The 14,910-nt window shown below is 66.4% G+C and carries 16 protein-coding genes and 1 tRNA gene; 10 read left to right on the top strand and 7 right to left on the bottom strand.

Features of this window, described 5'->3' with window-relative positions:
- The first annotated feature begins 99 nt into the window (after positions 1-99).
- The 8 genes from ABLE92_RS17095 (at position 100) to ABLE92_RS17060 (ending at position 6,393) form a co-directional block, all read left to right on the top strand.
- Entirely contained in the window at positions 100-1,065 is a 966-nt protein-coding gene (locus tag ABLE92_RS17095) for a ParA family protein (protein WP_348805938.1), read from the top strand.
- On the top strand, positions 1,062-1,949 hold the full coding sequence (locus ABLE92_RS17090) for a segregation and condensation protein A (protein ID WP_348805937.1): 888 nt from the start codon (positions 1,062-1,064) through the stop codon (positions 1,947-1,949). Before ABLE92_RS17095 ends, ABLE92_RS17090 begins: the two co-directional genes overlap by 4 nt.
- A complete protein-coding gene (gene scpB, locus ABLE92_RS17085) occupies positions 1,946-2,737 on the top strand; it encodes an SMC-Scp complex subunit ScpB (protein WP_348805936.1) in 792 nt (263 codons plus the stop codon). Before ABLE92_RS17090 ends, scpB begins: the two co-directional genes overlap by 4 nt.
- Positions 2,738-2,739: 2 nt before the next feature.
- A complete protein-coding gene (locus ABLE92_RS17080) occupies positions 2,740-3,729 on the top strand; it encodes a pseudouridine synthase (RefSeq protein WP_348805935.1) in 990 nt (329 codons plus the stop codon).
- Complete coding sequence (gene cmk / locus ABLE92_RS17075; protein ID WP_348805934.1) at positions 3,726-4,409, top strand: (d)CMP kinase; 684 nt, start codon at positions 3,726-3,728, stop codon at positions 4,407-4,409. The genes ABLE92_RS17080 and cmk overlap by 4 nt, the downstream gene beginning before the upstream one ends.
- Entirely contained in the window at positions 4,406-5,872 is a 1,467-nt protein-coding gene (gene der, locus ABLE92_RS17070) for a ribosome biogenesis GTPase Der (protein ID WP_348805933.1), read from the top strand. The genes cmk and der overlap by 4 nt, the downstream gene beginning before the upstream one ends.
- Positions 5,873-5,980: 108 nt before the next feature.
- Positions 5,981-6,229 (top strand): GlsB/YeaQ/YmgE family stress response membrane protein, encoded by a 249-nt coding sequence (locus ABLE92_RS17065; protein WP_348805955.1) that lies wholly within the window; start codon positions 5,981-5,983, stop codon positions 6,227-6,229.
- Between the two features lie 90 nt (positions 6,230-6,319).
- Positions 6,320-6,393 (top strand) — tRNA-Pro (locus ABLE92_RS17060).
- 106 nt (positions 6,394-6,499) lie between these two features.
- Here ABLE92_RS17060 and ABLE92_RS17055 read toward each other — a convergent pair.
- The 6 genes from ABLE92_RS17055 to ABLE92_RS17030 all read right to left on the bottom strand — a co-directional run bounded on the left by ABLE92_RS17055 (position 6,500) and on the right by ABLE92_RS17030 (position 10,881).
- Entirely contained in the window at positions 6,500-7,036 is a 537-nt protein-coding gene (locus ABLE92_RS17055; protein WP_348805932.1) for a hypothetical protein, read from the bottom strand.
- 60 nt (positions 7,037-7,096) lie between these two features.
- Positions 7,097-8,167 (bottom strand): class I SAM-dependent methyltransferase, encoded by a 1,071-nt coding sequence (locus tag ABLE92_RS17050; RefSeq protein WP_348805931.1) that lies wholly within the window; start codon positions 8,165-8,167, stop codon positions 7,097-7,099.
- A gap of 165 nt (positions 8,168-8,332) precedes the next feature.
- Positions 8,333-8,821 carry a hotdog fold domain-containing protein gene (locus ABLE92_RS17045; RefSeq protein ID WP_348805930.1) on the bottom strand — a complete coding sequence of 163 codons (489 nt, stop codon included), beginning with the start codon at positions 8,819-8,821 and terminating at the stop codon, positions 8,333-8,335.
- A 42-nt stretch (positions 8,822-8,863) separates the two neighbouring features.
- Positions 8,864-9,520, bottom strand: a complete 657-nt coding sequence (locus ABLE92_RS17040) for an enoyl-CoA hydratase-related protein (protein WP_348805929.1) — start codon at positions 9,518-9,520, stop codon at positions 8,864-8,866.
- A gap of 11 nt (positions 9,521-9,531) precedes the next feature.
- Positions 9,532-10,194, bottom strand: coding sequence for a TetR family transcriptional regulator (locus ABLE92_RS17035; RefSeq protein ID WP_348805928.1), 663 nt, complete (start codon positions 10,192-10,194; stop codon positions 9,532-9,534).
- 201 nt (positions 10,195-10,395) lie between these two features.
- Positions 10,396-10,881 (bottom strand): hypothetical protein, encoded by a 486-nt coding sequence (locus tag ABLE92_RS17030; protein ID WP_348805927.1) that lies wholly within the window; start codon positions 10,879-10,881, stop codon positions 10,396-10,398.
- A gap of 161 nt (positions 10,882-11,042) precedes the next feature.
- Between ABLE92_RS17030 and ABLE92_RS17025 the strand changes: the two genes are divergently transcribed.
- Positions 11,043-11,627 carry a hypothetical protein gene (locus tag ABLE92_RS17025; RefSeq protein ID WP_348805926.1) on the top strand — a complete coding sequence of 195 codons (585 nt, stop codon included), beginning with the start codon at positions 11,043-11,045 and terminating at the stop codon, positions 11,625-11,627.
- 107 nt (positions 11,628-11,734) lie between these two features.
- Positions 11,735-12,526, top strand: coding sequence for an oxygenase MpaB family protein (locus ABLE92_RS17020; protein WP_348805925.1), 792 nt, complete (start codon positions 11,735-11,737; stop codon positions 12,524-12,526).
- On the opposite strand, the gene ppsA is transcribed toward ABLE92_RS17020, so the two are convergent.
- Entirely contained in the window at positions 12,527-14,908 is a 2,382-nt protein-coding gene (ppsA, locus tag ABLE92_RS17015; RefSeq protein WP_348805924.1) for a phosphoenolpyruvate synthase, read from the bottom strand.
- Between the last annotated feature and the right edge of the window lie 2 nt (positions 14,909-14,910).

The following is a 14,910-nucleotide window of genomic DNA, read 5'->3' as shown; positions in this document are numbered from 1 at the left end:
CCACCGGCGATGCTCCGCGAGTTCATTCCGACGACACACTAGGCTTTGGTCAGGTCGCGTGATCCGGCCAGGCAGACGACAGAAAGGGGCGAGTCAGCGGTGAGCCTCTCCAGCCCCCGGCGATTTCACGCCCACTTCGAGGATCAATACAGTCTCGAGGTACCGACGGGCCCCGGCGCCGAGGAGCCGGATCACCCCGTGCCCCCACCGGTCTCGGAACAGGAGATCGGACCGACCGGCCGCCCCTACCGTCCGGTGCCGGAACCGGCCCCCCTCGAGACGCATGGACCGGCCACCGTCATCGCGGTCTGCAATCAGAAGGGCGGCGTCGGCAAGACCACGTCGACCATCAACCTCGGTGCCGCGCTGGCCGAGTACGGCCGGCGGGTACTTCTCGTCGATCTGGACCCGCAGGGTGCGCTGTCGGCAGGTCTGGGAGTTCCGCACCACGAACTCGAGGAGACCGTCTACAACCTGCTGGTTCCCCCGCACGCGCCGACCGACGAGGTGCTGATGCGGACGCGCGTGGACGGACTCGATCTGCTGCCGAGCAACATCGACCTGTCGGCCGCGGAGATCCAGCTGGTCACCGAGGTCGGCCGTGAACAGGCACTCGCACGGGCACTGCACCCGGTGCTCGACCGCTACGACATCGTCCTGATCGACTGCCAGCCATCGCTGGGTTTGCTCACCGTCAACGCGCTGGCCTGCGCCGACACCGTGCTCATCCCGATGGAATGCGAGTACTTCAGCCTGCGTGGGCTGGCGTTGCTCACCGACACCATCGAGAAGGTGCACGACCGTCTCAATGTGCGCCTCGACGTCGGCGGAATCCTGGTGACCATGTTCGATGCCCGGACGCTGCATTCCCGCGAGGTGATGGCGCGGGTGGTTGAGGTGTTCGGAGAGAAGGTCTACGACACCGTCATCGCGCGGACCGTCCGGTTCCCCGAAACCAGCGTCGCCGGTGAACCGATCACCTCGTGGGCGCCGAAATCCTCTGGTGCGCAGGCATATCGAGCACTGGCGCGAGAGGTCATCGCACGTAACGTCAAGCAGGCATGACCGAGCCGGTCGCGATGGTCGGCGCTGCGGCCGACAGGGCCGCCGATCCCGACGGTGCGGCGCCGGCGGTGGCAGAGGGGGAGGCCGCCGCCCCGGACACCGGCTTCCGGGTCCGATTGCGCAACTTCGAGGGCCCCTTCGATCTGCTGCTGAACCTGATCAGTCAGCATCGTCTCGACGTCACCGAGGTGGCGTTGCACGAGGTGACCGACGACTTCATCGCCTACACCCGGCAGATGGGTCCCGAACTCGGGCTGGAACAGACCACCGAGTTCCTGGTCGTGGCGGCCACCCTGCTCGATCTCAAGGCCGCCCGCCTGTTGCCGTCCGGCGAGGTCGACGATCCCGAGGATCTCGCGCTGCTCGAGGCCCGCGACCTGCTGTTCGCGCGACTGCTGCAATACCGGGCCTACAAGCAGGTCGCCGCGCTGTTCGGTGAACTCGAGGCCGCCGCCCTGCAGCGGTACCCGCGGGCGGTGTCACTGGAGGAGCGCTACGCCGACCTGCTGCCCGAGGTGACCCTCGGGGTGGACGCGGCCGGGTTCGCCGAAGTCGCCGCGGCTGCGCTTCGACCACGTCCGGTGCCCACCGTCGGTCTCGACCATCTGCACGACGTCCACTCGGTGTCGGTGCCCGCCCAGGCCACCCGTATGGCCGGATTGCTCGCCGGGGCAGCCGAATCGGGGCTGACATTTCGGGAGCTGACCGCGGACTGCGGCAGCGGTCTGGAGGTGGTCGGCAGTTTCCTCGCCCTGCTCGAACTGTTCCGGGAACGCGCCATCACCTTCGATCAGCCCGAGGCGCTGGGTGATCTGCGGGTGATCTGGTCGGGTGAGCGTGACGTGCACGACCTGAGTTTCGAGAGGGCGGAGGACTACGGATGACCGACACCGATGGTGATGTCGCGGGTGAGATCGGGCCGGGAATCGTCGAGCCCGGGGTTTCCGAGCCCGGGGCTACCGAACCCGGCCAGACGGAACTCGATGTCGTCGAAGGTGAGGGTGAGGCCCTTGATGACGACACCTTGCGTGCCGCGCTGGAAGCGTTGCTGCTGGTCATCGACACACCGGTGACCACCGACGAACTGGCCTCGGCGCTCGGCGCCACGCCCGCCCGGGTCCGCGAGCAACTGAACCGGATGTCCGCGGAGTTGACCGAGCGTCGCAGCGGGATCGATCTGCGGTTCGCCGGTGACGGTTGGCGGTTCTACACGCGCACCGATTTCGCCCCCTACGTCGAACGACTCCTGCTCGACGGGGCCCGATCCAAGCTGACGCGTGCGGCGTTGGAGACGCTCGCGGTGATCGCCTATCGGCAGCCCGTGTCGCGGGCCCGGGTCAGCGCCATCCGCGGGGTGAACGTCGACGGTGTGATCCGCACCTTGGTGGCCCGCGGCCTGATCAACGAGGTCGGCACCGATCCGCAGACGACGGCCACCACGTACGGCACCACGGAGTTGTTCCTCGAGCGACTCGGGTTGGCGTCGCTGTCGGAGCTGCCGGATCTGGCGCCGCTGCTGCCCGATGTCGACCTGATCGACGATCTCGACGAGGAACTCAACTCCGACCCCCGATTCGCCAAACTGGCGGGCAAGGCGTCAGACTCAGAGGGGGCCGTCGACGATGTGTCGTCCCCGGACCCCGTCGCAGATTCCAACGACACTCAGGACTGAGAATGGCAACCGCTGGCCGAGATGGCACACCGGGACCGCGTAAGCGCACCTCCAAGGGTGCGGCGGCCGGTCGATCCGCATCGTCGAAACGACGTGGAGGCTCACCGCCGCATGGCGGCGATCAGCCACATACCAAGAAGAAGCATCGCAAGGGTGGGTCGCAGCCCGACGTGAACGCCGGCCGGATCCGCCTCAACAACGCGCGTCCGGCACGTCATCAAGGGGGCGACTCCGATGAGCACGGCGCGACGTATGTCGCCGACGGCGTGCGGTTGCAGAAGGTCCTCGCACAGGCCGGGGTGGCATCGCGTCGCGGTGCCGAGGAGATGATCGCCGCCGGCCGGGTCGAGGTCGACGGGCAGATCGTCACCGAGCAGGGCCTGCGCATCGATCCCGACACCGCGGTGATCCGGGTCGACGGCGCGCGCGTCATCATCGACGAGACCCGGCAGTACCTCGCGCTCAACAAGCCCAAGGGCTGGCAGTCCACGATGGCCGACGATCAGGGCCGCCCGTGCATCGGCGACATCGTGGCCGAGCGGGTGATGGCCGGACAGCGGCTCTTCCACGTCGGCCGGCTCGACGCCGACACCGAGGGACTGCTGCTCCTGACGAACGACGGCGAACTCGCCCACCGGCTCATGCACCCGTCCTTTGAGGTGCCCAAGACCTATCTCGCCACCGTGCGCGGTGAGGTGCCGCGAAATCTCGCACGGACGCTGCGCGACGGGGTGGAACTCGACGACGGACCGGTGTCGGTGGACGGGTTCGCGATCCTCGGTGTCCACGAGGGGCAGTCCCAGGTGCGAATCACCTTGCACGAGGGACGCAATCGCATCGTTCGTCGCATGATGGAGGCCGTCGGATTCCCGGTCCAGGCGCTCGTGCGTACCCACATCGGCAACGTCGCGCTCGGTGAACAGCGACCGGGCAGCCTGCGGGTTCTCGGTCGCGACGAGGTCGGCGCACTCTACAAGGCGGTCGGTCTGTGAGCGGGGGAGTGATCGCGATCGACGGCCCGGCCGGAACCGGAAAGTCGACGGTGTCGAAGTTGTTGGCCGACAAGGTCGGTGGCCATTACCTCGACACCGGGGCGATGTACCGTGCGGCGACGCTTGCGGTGCTGCGGTCGGGGATCGATCCCGCCGACACCGCCGCGGTGCAGGCGCGAGTTGCCGACGCCGAGATCGCGCTACGTCGTGATGAGAGCGGACGCTCACGGGTGTTCCTCGACGGTGAGGACGTCAGCGGACCGATCCGCGGCGACGATGTCACCAATGCGGTGTCGGCGGTGTCGGCCATTCCTGCGGTCCGTACGAAACTCGTTGGTCTGCAACGACGTCAGGCACAGACCGATCTCGTCGTCGTCGAAGGTCGCGACATCGGGACGGTGGTGTTCCCGGATGCGTTCGTCAAGTTCTTCCTCACCGCCACGCCCGAGGCCCGGGCCCAGCGTCGTCATCGGCAGAACCTCTCCGCCGGACGACCCAGCGACCACGACGAGGTGCTGGCGGCGGTCAACCGCCGCGACCATCTCGATTCCACCCGGGCGGTGTCGCCGTTGCGTCCCGCCGACGACGCGATCCTGGTGGACACCAGTGACATGACCCTCGATCAGGTCCTCGACCGACTCGTCGACCTGGTCCGCGCACGAAAGGCGGTGGCGTCGTGAGTGACTCCGTGACCCCCGGTGATCCGGCCGCGGGTTCCGACATCACCGCGCTTCCCGGTGACGGCATCTGGTCGGACGAAACCGATTGGGATCTCGGTGATCTCGAGGGATTCGATCCGGAAACCGGTGAGGTGGAGCGGGTTCCCGAGGTGGCCATCGTCGGCCGGCCTAATGTGGGCAAGTCCACCCTGGTCAACCGGATCCTGGGACGCCGCGAGGCCGTCGTCGAGGACATCCCCGGCGTCACCCGTGACCGCGTGTCCTACGGTGCGTCCTGGTCGGGTCGCCGGTTCACCGTCGTCGACACCGGCGGGTGGGAACCCGACGCCAAGGGCTTGCAGCAGGCCGTCGCGGCTCAGGCCGAACGTGCCATGGGCACAGCCGATCTCATCGTCGTGGTGGTGGACGCCACGGTCGGCGCGACGTCCACCGATGAGGCCGTCGCCAAGGTGCTGCGCCGCTCCAAGACCCCGGTCGTCCTGGTCGCCAACAAGGTCGACAGCGAGCGACTCGAGGCCGAGACGGCATCGTTGTGGTCACTCGGACTGGGTGAACCGTTCCCGGTGTCGGCGGCGCACGGTCGCGGCGCCGGGGATCTGCTCGATGTGATCCTGGAGAAGCTGCCCGAGACCCCGCGGGAGACCGGGCCTTCCTTCGGCGGTCCCCGTCGTGTGGCCCTGGTCGGTAAGCCCAACGTCGGAAAGAGCTCACTGCTCAACAAACTCGCCGGGGAAGATCGTTCGGTCGTCGACAACGTCGCCGGCACCACCGTCGACCCGGTCGACGAACTCATCGAACTCGACGGCCGGACATGGCAATTCGTCGACACCGCGGGTCTGCGCCGTAAGGTGCGCACGGCCAGCGGCCACGAGTACTACGCCTCGTTGCGCACCCGGGCGGCACTCGACGCCGCCGAGGTGGCGATCCTGCTGATCGATGCCTCCGAACCGATCACCGAACAGGACCTGCGCGTGCTGTCGATGGTGATCGACTCGGGCCGGGCACTGGTGATCGCGTTCAACAAGTGGGATCTCGTCGACGAGGACCGTCGATACCAACTGGACAAGGAGATCGACCGCGAACTGGCTCGCGTGCCGTGGGCCCGTCGGGTGAACATCTCGGCGATGACCGGCCGTGCCGTCCAGAAGCTGGTGCCGGCGCTCGAAGGGGCACTGGAGTCGTGGGACAAGCGCATCTCCACCGGGCCGCTGAACACCTGGCTCAAGGAGGTCGTCGCGGCCAATCCGCCGCCACTGCGTGGCGGCCGTCAGCCGCGGATCATGTTCGCCACCCAGGCGGCGGTCCGCCCGCCGACGGTGGTCTTGTTCACCACCGGGTTCCTCGAAGCCGGCTATCGACGATTCCTGGAGCGGCGATTGCGGGAGCAGTTCAACTTCGACGGATCGCCGGTGCGGATCAATGTCCGTGTGCGCGAGAAGCGGGAGCAGCGGCGCCGGCGCTGATCGGCTATCCCGGGGGTTGATCTCGTTGTCGGGTGCCGCGAATGTCGGCGACGGCGGGGTGCGATACTTGTGCCCGTGTTCATCATCTTGGGGATCATCGTGTTCGGAATGGCCATCGGTGGAATTGCTCAGCTGATCGTCGGCGGCAAGAACATGTGGAACATCGACTGGGGTGTCGCACTGGCCGCGGGTCTGGTCGGTTCGTTCGTGGGTGGCTTCCTCGGCAGCCTCATCTTCGAGCAGGACTTCGACCTGCATCCCAGCGGCTTCATCGGCTCGCTGATCGGAGCTGTCATCGTGACCTTCGCCTGGACGTGGTTCGAGAAGAAGTCGTCGAAGTCGTCGACCTCTTCCTAGATTCACCGTCCTGGATTCACCTCTGACCAGGCGATTGGCATCGGGACCAGCCGGTCGGCTAATGTCATCTAGGCCTCGTTCGCGGGGCAACGGGCTGTGGCGCAGTTTGGTAGCGCACTTGACTGGGGGTCAAGTGGTCGCAGGTTCAAATCCTGTCAGCCCGACAGTAAAATGCAGATCAGAGGCCGCTTCCGAGTGTCGGAAGCGGCCTCCGGCGTCCGGGGTGGGAATCCGGCCAGAGGGCGCGATGTGGTCGTCACTTGCCAAAGTTCATGTGGGCTCCAGGACGGTTGCCCCGACCACCTGACTGCCATCGAACCGGAAGAACATGTTGGTGATCGGTGCGTTGCCGAAGCTGTCGTCGAGCCAGGTATGCCAGACAACGCCGGAGAACTCTTGGTGCTCACGGGTACCGGGCGTCGCCGATGTCGCGTAGATGACTCGGCGGCGCGGAACACACACCTCGATTGTGCTGCAGCCCAGGATCTGTTGTGCCTCGGTGATGAACTGCGGGTCGAGGATCTTTTCTGCGGAGAAGTCATGGCCGGAGGCGGTGAGCGACGTCGAGTCGAACGATTCCCAACCGATCTCAACGGCCGCCAGATTCTCCATCGCCTCGGCGTGGACATCGTCAACGGTGCGGTCGGTCAGGTCGGTGCTGGTGAGGAAGCGGTATGTGGCCTCTTCGGAGTATCCATAGGCGATCAACGGCATCGGGTCGCGGTCGACGCCGAGAAAATTCCGGTATCGGGCGAATGGTTTCGCGTTCCAGTCGTAGTTTTTGAGGATCGGATAGAGAGGCTCCACGACCGACAAACTATGGGCGTTCCGCGGAACGCTCCAGCGCCCGTCGTCCATTCGGATGGATCACCGCGGTTTGCGCGCGACGTAGAAGTAGTCGAAGGGGTCGGTACGGACCTCCTTGACCTCGACGTCCACCAGACCCGCCTCGCCCAGCATGCGTTCGGCGGTCTGCCTGCCCCATACGGTGCCGAGTCCCGCACCGCCCTGGGCGAGGGAGACGGTCATGCAGTGCATCAGACTGATCGTGTAGAGATAGGTTGCCCAGGGCAGGGACATGTTGTCCTCGACCGCGGATTGGGCCTTGATGTCGACCATCAGGAAGGTGCCGCCGGGGCGCAGCGCGGTCGCGATGGATGCGAGTACCCGGTCGGGGAACGCCAGATCGTGGATCGCGTCGAACGCCGTCACGACGTCGTAGGTGTCGGTCTCGTCGAGGTGTGCGACGTCTCGGATCTCGAAGGTGGCGTTCGTGAGTCCCCAGTCACTCGCCTCTGCGCGCGCCACCTCGATCGCCTCGGTGCCGAGGTCGTATCCGACGAAGGTGCTCGTCGGGTAGGCGCGCGCCAGGAGGTTGACGGCATGCCCCGAGCCGCAGCCCACGTCGGCCACCACTGCGCCGCGGGTCAGCAACTCGTGCAGGCCGGGCACCGCGGGCACCACGTCGTCGAGCAGACCCCCGTCGTGGGTGGCCCGCGCGGTGGCGGCCATCAGCGCGTGGAATCCGGGGAACCGGTCATATCCCAGTCCGCCGCCGTGCCGGAACGGTTCGCGCAGTTCGGGTTCCACCCCGGCGAGCATGGTGAGCATCCGCAGGCTGCGGGCCAGGTTCACCGGGCCGTCGGCAGGGGTGAGGCAGACCGCCCGTTCCGGCGGCAGCGAGTAATGGCCGGTCGCGGGGTCGTAATCGGCCACGTCGCCCACGACGATCCCGTTGAGCCATTCCTTCAGGTAGCGCTCGTCGACGCCGGCGGCCGCCGCGAGTGTGGCCGAGTCCGCGGGCCCGGTGCGGGCGAGCACGTCGAGCAGTCCCAACTCGTCGCCGATACCGAGGAGCAGGCCGAGCGCGGAGTCGTTGAGTACGCCCACCATTCGCCTCTGGAACGCTTTCGCCGCATCCTTGTCGAACCCCGTCATCGGTGAACCTCCTCGCACTCGGTGAGGCCGACGTTACCCGGCCGGTGGCCTCCGGACACCGCCGCGTGTGGTCAGCACGCACCGATCGGCCGGGGGTTCACCGACGACTCCCGGTAACCGAGCGACGACACAACGGAAAACCGGCATGGTCTCGGACGTCTCTGGTCAGTGCATCCTCTTTGACACGTGCATCGTGATCTGTGCGGTCACGAACGTAATTCCTTGGGCATCAAGGACATCGACGGGCACGATGAGCTCAGCGGGCTCGTCGGTGAACTCGGGGATCTCATCAAGCCGGGCAACGGAGGTGACCGCCGTGGTGGCTTTGGCCTTGTATGTCACGGTCATTCCGACGGGAATCCATCGGTGGGTCGACGGCACGGTCGCCTCCGTCATCATGCCACCCGCGAGTTCGGCCATGTTGCACGACGCAATGGCGTGGTAGGTGCCGAGGTGGTTGTGCACGCTCCGTCGGTTGGGGGCGTGCACCCGACACAGCCCGGGCCGCATCTCGACCACACGCGGATGGACGGTACGGAAGTACGGCGCCTTCAGACACAACGCCTGGGTGAAGATCCAACTGCCAAGAGGAATGCGTTGCAGGGAGTTCCAGATCCGCAGATTCCTGGCTTCGGGTGAGGTGGTGGCGGTCATCGGAGCATCCTTCGGTGGGTTGGTGCCGGATCGATCAGGCGCCTACGCGCGGCCTTGGCGCAGTGCGGCGGTGACCGAGGCGAACATTGTGGACTTGATGGCGGCCAGAGTTGTTCGGTCCTTGCCTGCGCTGGGCAGCTTGTCCATGGCTGCGCCGACGATCTCCCCGTCCGTGGCGGTGGCGTCGATCAGGCCCGCCTCGAGTGCGTCGTCGGCACCGAAGCGATGTCCGGTGGTCATCGCGATGAGCGCAGACCGGGGTGTGAGTTTGGCTTGGATGAGAGCGGCCATCCCCGGAGTGAAGGGGATGTTGATGTCGACCTCCGGGAAGCAGTAGTAGCCGCGGTCGGATCGCATGATCCGAAAGTCGTGGGCGATGGCGAACATTGCGCCGGCGCCGAAGGCGTGGCCATTGACCGCGGCCGCTGTCGGTAGCGAGAAGGTCAGGATGCGGGCAAGCAGCTTCTGAACCCGCTCGACGTACCACTCGGCGCGCTCACTGTTGGTCATCAGCCAGTCGAGGTCGAGACCGTTTGAGTAGAACTTGCCGGCGCCGACGGTGATCAGCCCGCGAGCATTCGCCTCGACCTCATCCAGCTGCGAACCCACGGTGTCGAGCCAGTCAGGGGAGAAACGGTTCTCGTCGGCGCCGAGGGTCAGCACGGCGATCTCTTCGTGGTAGTTCACCGAGGCAGTCATGGTGGGTCCTTTCATCGGTCGGTTGATCGGCGTGTGGGCGTCGGTTCAGGGAGTGGGACTGTCAGCACAGCGCGCACTGCGGTCGTGAGGCGTTGCCGAACATCGGGCTCGGGGAGTCTTCGACCCCGGAGTAGTAGTGCGGTGGGCAGCTCGACCACGCAGTCCCTGATGACCGACACCGCAAGGGGATCAGCACGCCCCCACATCGCCTGCGACAGAGTGATGAACAGCTCGGCCAGGGTCGTGTCGAGCGTATTGAGTTCGGCGGCGAGATCAGTCGGCAGATCGTCGGAACCGAGCAGCTCGCGGCGACTGACCGTGAGGAGGAACTGTCCTCGTACCGGTTGGTCCAGAAGGAACGTCGCCGGCGTATCCGCCGCAACGACGACCGCCTCGACAGCGGCGCCGGGCTTGTCGGCACCGGAACTGTCGGCACCACCGAGGGCTGCGTCGACCGCGTCGCGTTGCACCGCAAGGAACTGCTGCGCTGCGCGTAACCACACGCGGCCAACCAATCCGGCTCGCGATCCGAATGCGTGATAGATCGCACCGTTGGACACGCCGGTCAGTTCGGACAGGGCGCGAACGGTCACCGCAGCGGCGCCGGCTTCGACAGCCAGCTTCTCTGCAACGTCCATCAACTTGTCGAGGTCATGAGTGCGAGGTCGGGGCATGCCGAAACTATAACAGAGCAGATGCTCTGTTATTGCGGACGGTCGTTCCTCGGATCGTCGAGCCCGACCTCCTGAGCGTGCGGCAGTGAGACCGTGACGTATTTCGGCGCCCACAGCCACCGGATGTTGTGGGCGATTACCTACGAATTGTTCTGTGGAACAAGGTGTTCGAGTTCGGACTATCGGCAGGTGCTGCGTCGATCAGCCGGCAATCGGCGCCGGGCAGACACCCGTCTGCTCGCCGATCGAGTTGATCTCGGCGTTGGAGCGCGGGTCGCCCGCATAGTCGATCTGATCGGTGCATCGCGGAGTCTCGCCCGGCGGAACGGTGATCGGTACCGGACACACTCCCGCTTGTGCGCCCTGCGAGTTGATCTCGGCGTTCGACCGGGGATCCGAGGAATAGTCGAGTCGGTCGGTGCATTCGGGTGTCTGGGCTGCAGTGCCGCCTGCGGTTGTCGTCGGGCCGTCGTCGGCCTGGGTGGTCGGAGTCGCCGATGGCGGGGTGGTCACCGGCGACGTCACGGTGACCGTCGAGGTCACGGCGGAGGGTGGCGGCGGTGGCGTCCACACCGGGTCGGGGTCGCCGTCGGCGCCGCATCCGGCCAGGACGAGCACTGCCGACACGGGGAGTGTGGCAACCAACGCGAGGCGCCGACGATTGTGGTGGTGCGTGGAGTGCGGCATGTGTCACCTCGGGAAGTGCCCGGATCGCTCGGCGTGTCCAGTATCGGTCGCCCGTCGTCGGTCTGTCAGCCCCGTCGTCGGTTGAACTGTGCACTTGCTCCCCCGGTCGGCGGCACCGACGATCTCCGTCATCACCCGAAAGTGCCTCAGCGAGCGGAGGTGTGGAAGTATCGCTGCATGATCGGGTGGCGTGTGGCGGCGCGCGGGGGATGAACTTCCTCGTGGCGGTGTTGGTCGTCGTGGCGGTGTCGGCGGGGTGCGTTTCCACCTCCGGCACGCCGACCGCCGAGTCGGACGGCACCACCGTGACGGTCACCGTCGCGCCGTCGACGACCGTGCAGGACACCACCTCGGCGACGCCCACCGGCGTGACGCCCACGACCACCCAGGCCCCGGTGGCTCAAGAGCTTCCGCCCAACGAGCGCGGCTACGTCACGGTCCGGACGGCAACCGGACTGACGAAATGCCTCGTGAGTGCCGACGCGGTGATCTGCGAATCGGGCTCCAACACCGGTTGGCCACTCGATCCCAGTGGCGAGCGATACGTATCGTTCCGGGTGACATCGGACGGTGCGGTCACCTGGGCGCAGGGGAATCTCGGTGCCGCACAAGGAATCAGCATGAGTTACGCGACGTATCGGGCGGTCGGCTGGACGATCGTCGCCGATGTCGCCGGCACGACCTTCACCAATGACGCCACGGGTCACGGGGCGTTCGTCAGCCTGCAGGAGGTTCGAACCTTCTGAGCGGTCTGAGAGGTCGCGGGACGCTCACCTCGGGCACCGGCCATCATCTGGATACAATCGTATCCAGATATTGACCAGGTGGTTGGACGGCGAGGGACGGGGACGCAATGACGAAGCACACGACACCGGTGAGGCTCGACGAGGACTCGCTTCTGTGGCGCTACGTCGGTGATCGCCGATTCATCATGTCGATCTGCCGGGCGGTCTCGCTGCAGATGCTGCATCCGTCGATCGCGGCTGCGACACATGAGTTTTCGGTCGTCACGTCCCGTGTCTTCGTCCACAAACACCGCACCGCCCCGTGCATCGTGCGGTCGGCGTACGAGGCGGACTTCGACGGGGTGCGGATGATCCGCTACAGCCACGACGCATTCCACGGCGAGCGCCCCGACGGACAGCGTTACCACGCACTCAATCCCAGTGTGTTCTTCTTCGAACACGCCACCTACGTCGACGCGCTCTTCACCTGCGTCGACGTCTTCTTCGGTGGTCTCAGCGCTCCGATGCGCGAGCAGCTCTACGCCGAGACCTGCGAGTGGTACCGGCGATTCGGGATCTCCGCGCGTGGAATGCCGCCGACGGTGAGCGAGTTCGACGAGTACTTCGCCGACGCGCTGGCCACCGAACTCGACCAGGAACCGGGACTCGGCTGGTATCGACACCAGCTGCTCCGACCCGATCATTGGATCTTCCGGAGACTCCCCACCCGCGCGGTGCGCGCGATCCAGCATCCGATCGCGGCCGAGTACCTCGGCGTCACCGCGTCCGCGGGTGATCGGCGCGCGCTCGCACGCTACGCCGCCGCCCTGTCCGCAGTAGACGCGGTGGCGCCCACGCGCAATGTGTGGCCGGCCGAGGTACACGACAAGGTGATCGGGGCCCGTCGACGAGCCCGGTGATCAGCCGTGCGCGGCCAACCGCATCCAGGTATCGACCACGGTGTCCGGATTCAGCGACATCGATTCGATGCCCTGCTCCAGCAACCACTCGGCGAGATCGGCGTGATCGCTCGGACCCTGCCCGCAGATGCCCACGTACTTGCCGCGCGCCTTGCAGGCCGAGATGGCCAGGCCGAGCATGTGTTTCACCGCCGGATCGCGTTCGTCGAACGAATCCGCCACGAGCGCGGAGTCGCGGTCGAGTCCCAACGTCAGCTGGGTCATGTCGTTGGAGCCGATGGAGAAACCGTCGAAGTGATCGAGGAAAGCATCGGCGATGACCGCGTTGGACGGCACCTCACACATCATGATCACCTCGAGCCCGTTCTCACCGCGACGCAGCCCGTGCGAGTCGAGCAGCGAGATCACGCCCTCGGCCTCGGTGAGGGTGCGCACGAACGGGATCATGATCTTGACGTTGGTCAGGCCCATCTCGTCGCGTACGTACTTCAGCGCCGCGCATTCCATCTCGAAACAGTCGGCGAAATCCTTCGACAGGTACCGTGACGCGCCGCGGTACCCGATCATCGGGTTCTCCTCCTCCGGCTCGTACAGTTCGCCGCCGACGAGCTTGGCGTACTCGTTGGACTTGAAGTCCGACATCCGCACGATCACCGGGTGCGGTGCGAACGCGGCGGCGATGGTCGCGACGCCCTCGGCCACCCGATCGACGAAGAAGTCGCGGGGGCTCGGATAGGCGGCGATCGCCTCACCGATCTGCTCCTTGAGGGGGCCCTCCAGGGAGTCGAAATCGAGCAGCGCCTTCGGGTGGATACCGATCTGGCGATTGATGACGAACTCCAGGCGGGCCAACCCGACACCGCTGTTCGGGAGTCGGGAGAAGGCGAACGCCTGCTCGGGCGTGCCGACGTTCATCATGATCTTGGTGCGGATCTCGGGCATCGACTCGATCGAGGACTCGGTGACGTCGAAGTCGAGCAAGCCGTCGTAGACATAGCCGGCGTCGCCCTCGGCGCAGGAGACGGTGACCTCGCGGCCCGCCGCGAGTGACCTCGTGGCACCACCCGTGCCGACGACCGCTGGGATACCCAGTTCGCGGGCGATGATCGCCGCGTGACAGGTACGCCCACCGCGATTGGTCACGATGGCGCTGGCACGCTTCATGATCGGCTCCCAGTCGGGATCGGTCATGTCCGCGACGAGGACCTCACCGGCCTGGAACTCATGCATCTGATCCACCGAGTCCAGGATGCGAACCGCGCCGGAGCCGATGCGGGCGCCGATCGCGCGGCCCTCGACGAGGAGCGGGCCGGTCTCGTTGAGCCGATACCGCTGTTGGCCGGTGACCGCGGCGCGCGACTGCACGGTCTCCGGCCGGGCCTGGAGGATGTACAGCTCGCCGTCGACGCCGTCCTTGCCCCACTCGATGTCCATCGGCCGCCCGTAGTGTTCCTCGATCAGCAGGGCCTGGCGGGCGAGGGCCTGGACCTCACTGTCGTTGAGGCTGAGCAGCTTTCGCTGCGCCGGATCGACGTCGACGAACTCGGTCGTCCGCCCGACCGCGCGGTCGTCGGTGTAGACCATCTTGGTGGCCTTGGAGCCGATGCCACGCTTGAGGATCGCCGGACGGCCGGCCCGCAGGGCCGGCTTGTAGACGTAGAACTCGTCGGGGTTCACCGCACCCTGGACGACCGCTTCACCGAGGCCGTAGGAGGAGGTCACGAAGACCGCGTCGGCGAAGCCCGACTCGGTGTCGATGGTGAACATGACGCCGGACGCGCCGATGTCGGAGCGGACCATCTGTTGCACACCGGCAGAGAGGGCCACGGCGTCGTGATCGAACTCGTGGTGGACCCGGTAGGCGATGGCGCGATCGTTGTACAGCGAGGCGAAGACCTCCCTGATCGCCTGCACGATGGCATCGATCCCGCGCACGTTGAGGAAGGTCTCCTGTTGCCCGGCGAAGGAGGCATCCGGCAGATCCTCGGCGGTCGCACTCGAGCGCACGGCGAACGACGCCTCGTCCGAACCGCCGGACAGTTCGGCGAACGCCGTCCGGATGTCGGCGTCGAGATCCTCGGGGAACGGCTGATCCATGACCGCGGCCCGGATCTCACGTCCCGCCTCCGCGAGCGCCTGCACATCGTCGGTGTCGAGGTCGGCCAGCCGTGCACTGATCCGCTTGGCCAGGCTGAGGCCGTCGGCGCCCGGCTGATTCAGGAAGCGCCGGTAGGCGTCGGCGGTGGTGGCGAATCCGTTGGGGACCCGAACCCCGACGTCGGTCAGGTTGCGCACCATCTCACCCAGGGAGGCGTTCTTCCCGCCCACCTGCTCGAGATCGTCGAGGCCGAGGTCGGCGAACCATCGGATGTTGTCGGTCATGT

The sequence above is a fragment of the Gordonia oleivorans genome, from assembly GCF_040044975.1.
Taxonomy (GTDB): domain Bacteria; phylum Actinomycetota; class Actinomycetes; order Mycobacteriales; family Mycobacteriaceae; genus Gordonia; species Gordonia oleivorans.
This window is presented reverse-complemented; position numbering and strand designations above follow the sequence as displayed.

Excerpts from the sequence above, each read along its gene's own strand:
- ABLE92_RS17045 (WP_348805930.1), bottom strand. The coding sequence starts at position 8,821 with ATGACCGCCACCACCTCACCCGAAGCCAGGAATCTGCGGATCTGGAAC.
- scpB (WP_348805936.1), top strand. The coding sequence starts at position 1,946 with ATGACCGACACCGATGGTGATGTCGCGGGTGAGATCGGGCCGGGAATC.
- ABLE92_RS17035 (WP_348805928.1), bottom strand. The coding sequence starts at position 10,194 with ATGCCCCGACCTCGCACTCATGACCTCGACAAGTTGATGGACGTTGCA.
- ABLE92_RS17090 (WP_348805937.1), top strand. The coding sequence starts at position 1,062 with ATGACCGAGCCGGTCGCGATGGTCGGCGCTGCGGCCGACAGGGCCGCC.
- ABLE92_RS17040 (WP_348805929.1), bottom strand. The coding sequence starts at position 9,520 with ATGACTGCCTCGGTGAACTACCACGAAGAGATCGCCGTGCTGACCCTC.
- ABLE92_RS17050 (WP_348805931.1), bottom strand. The coding sequence starts at position 8,167 with ATGACGGGGTTCGACAAGGATGCGGCGAAAGCGTTCCAGAGGCGAATG.
- ppsA (WP_348805924.1), bottom strand. The coding sequence starts at position 14,908 with ATGACCGACAACATCCGATGGTTCGCCGACCTCGGCCTCGACGATCTC.
- ABLE92_RS17065 (WP_348805955.1), top strand. The coding sequence starts at position 5,981 with ATGGCCATCGGTGGAATTGCTCAGCTGATCGTCGGCGGCAAGAACATG.
- ABLE92_RS17080 (WP_348805935.1), top strand. The coding sequence starts at position 2,740 with ATGGCAACCGCTGGCCGAGATGGCACACCGGGACCGCGTAAGCGCACC.
- ABLE92_RS17030 (WP_348805927.1), bottom strand. The coding sequence starts at position 10,881 with ATGCCGCACTCCACGCACCACCACAATCGTCGGCGCCTCGCGTTGGTT.
- ABLE92_RS17020 (WP_348805925.1), top strand. The coding sequence starts at position 11,735 with ATGACGAAGCACACGACACCGGTGAGGCTCGACGAGGACTCGCTTCTG.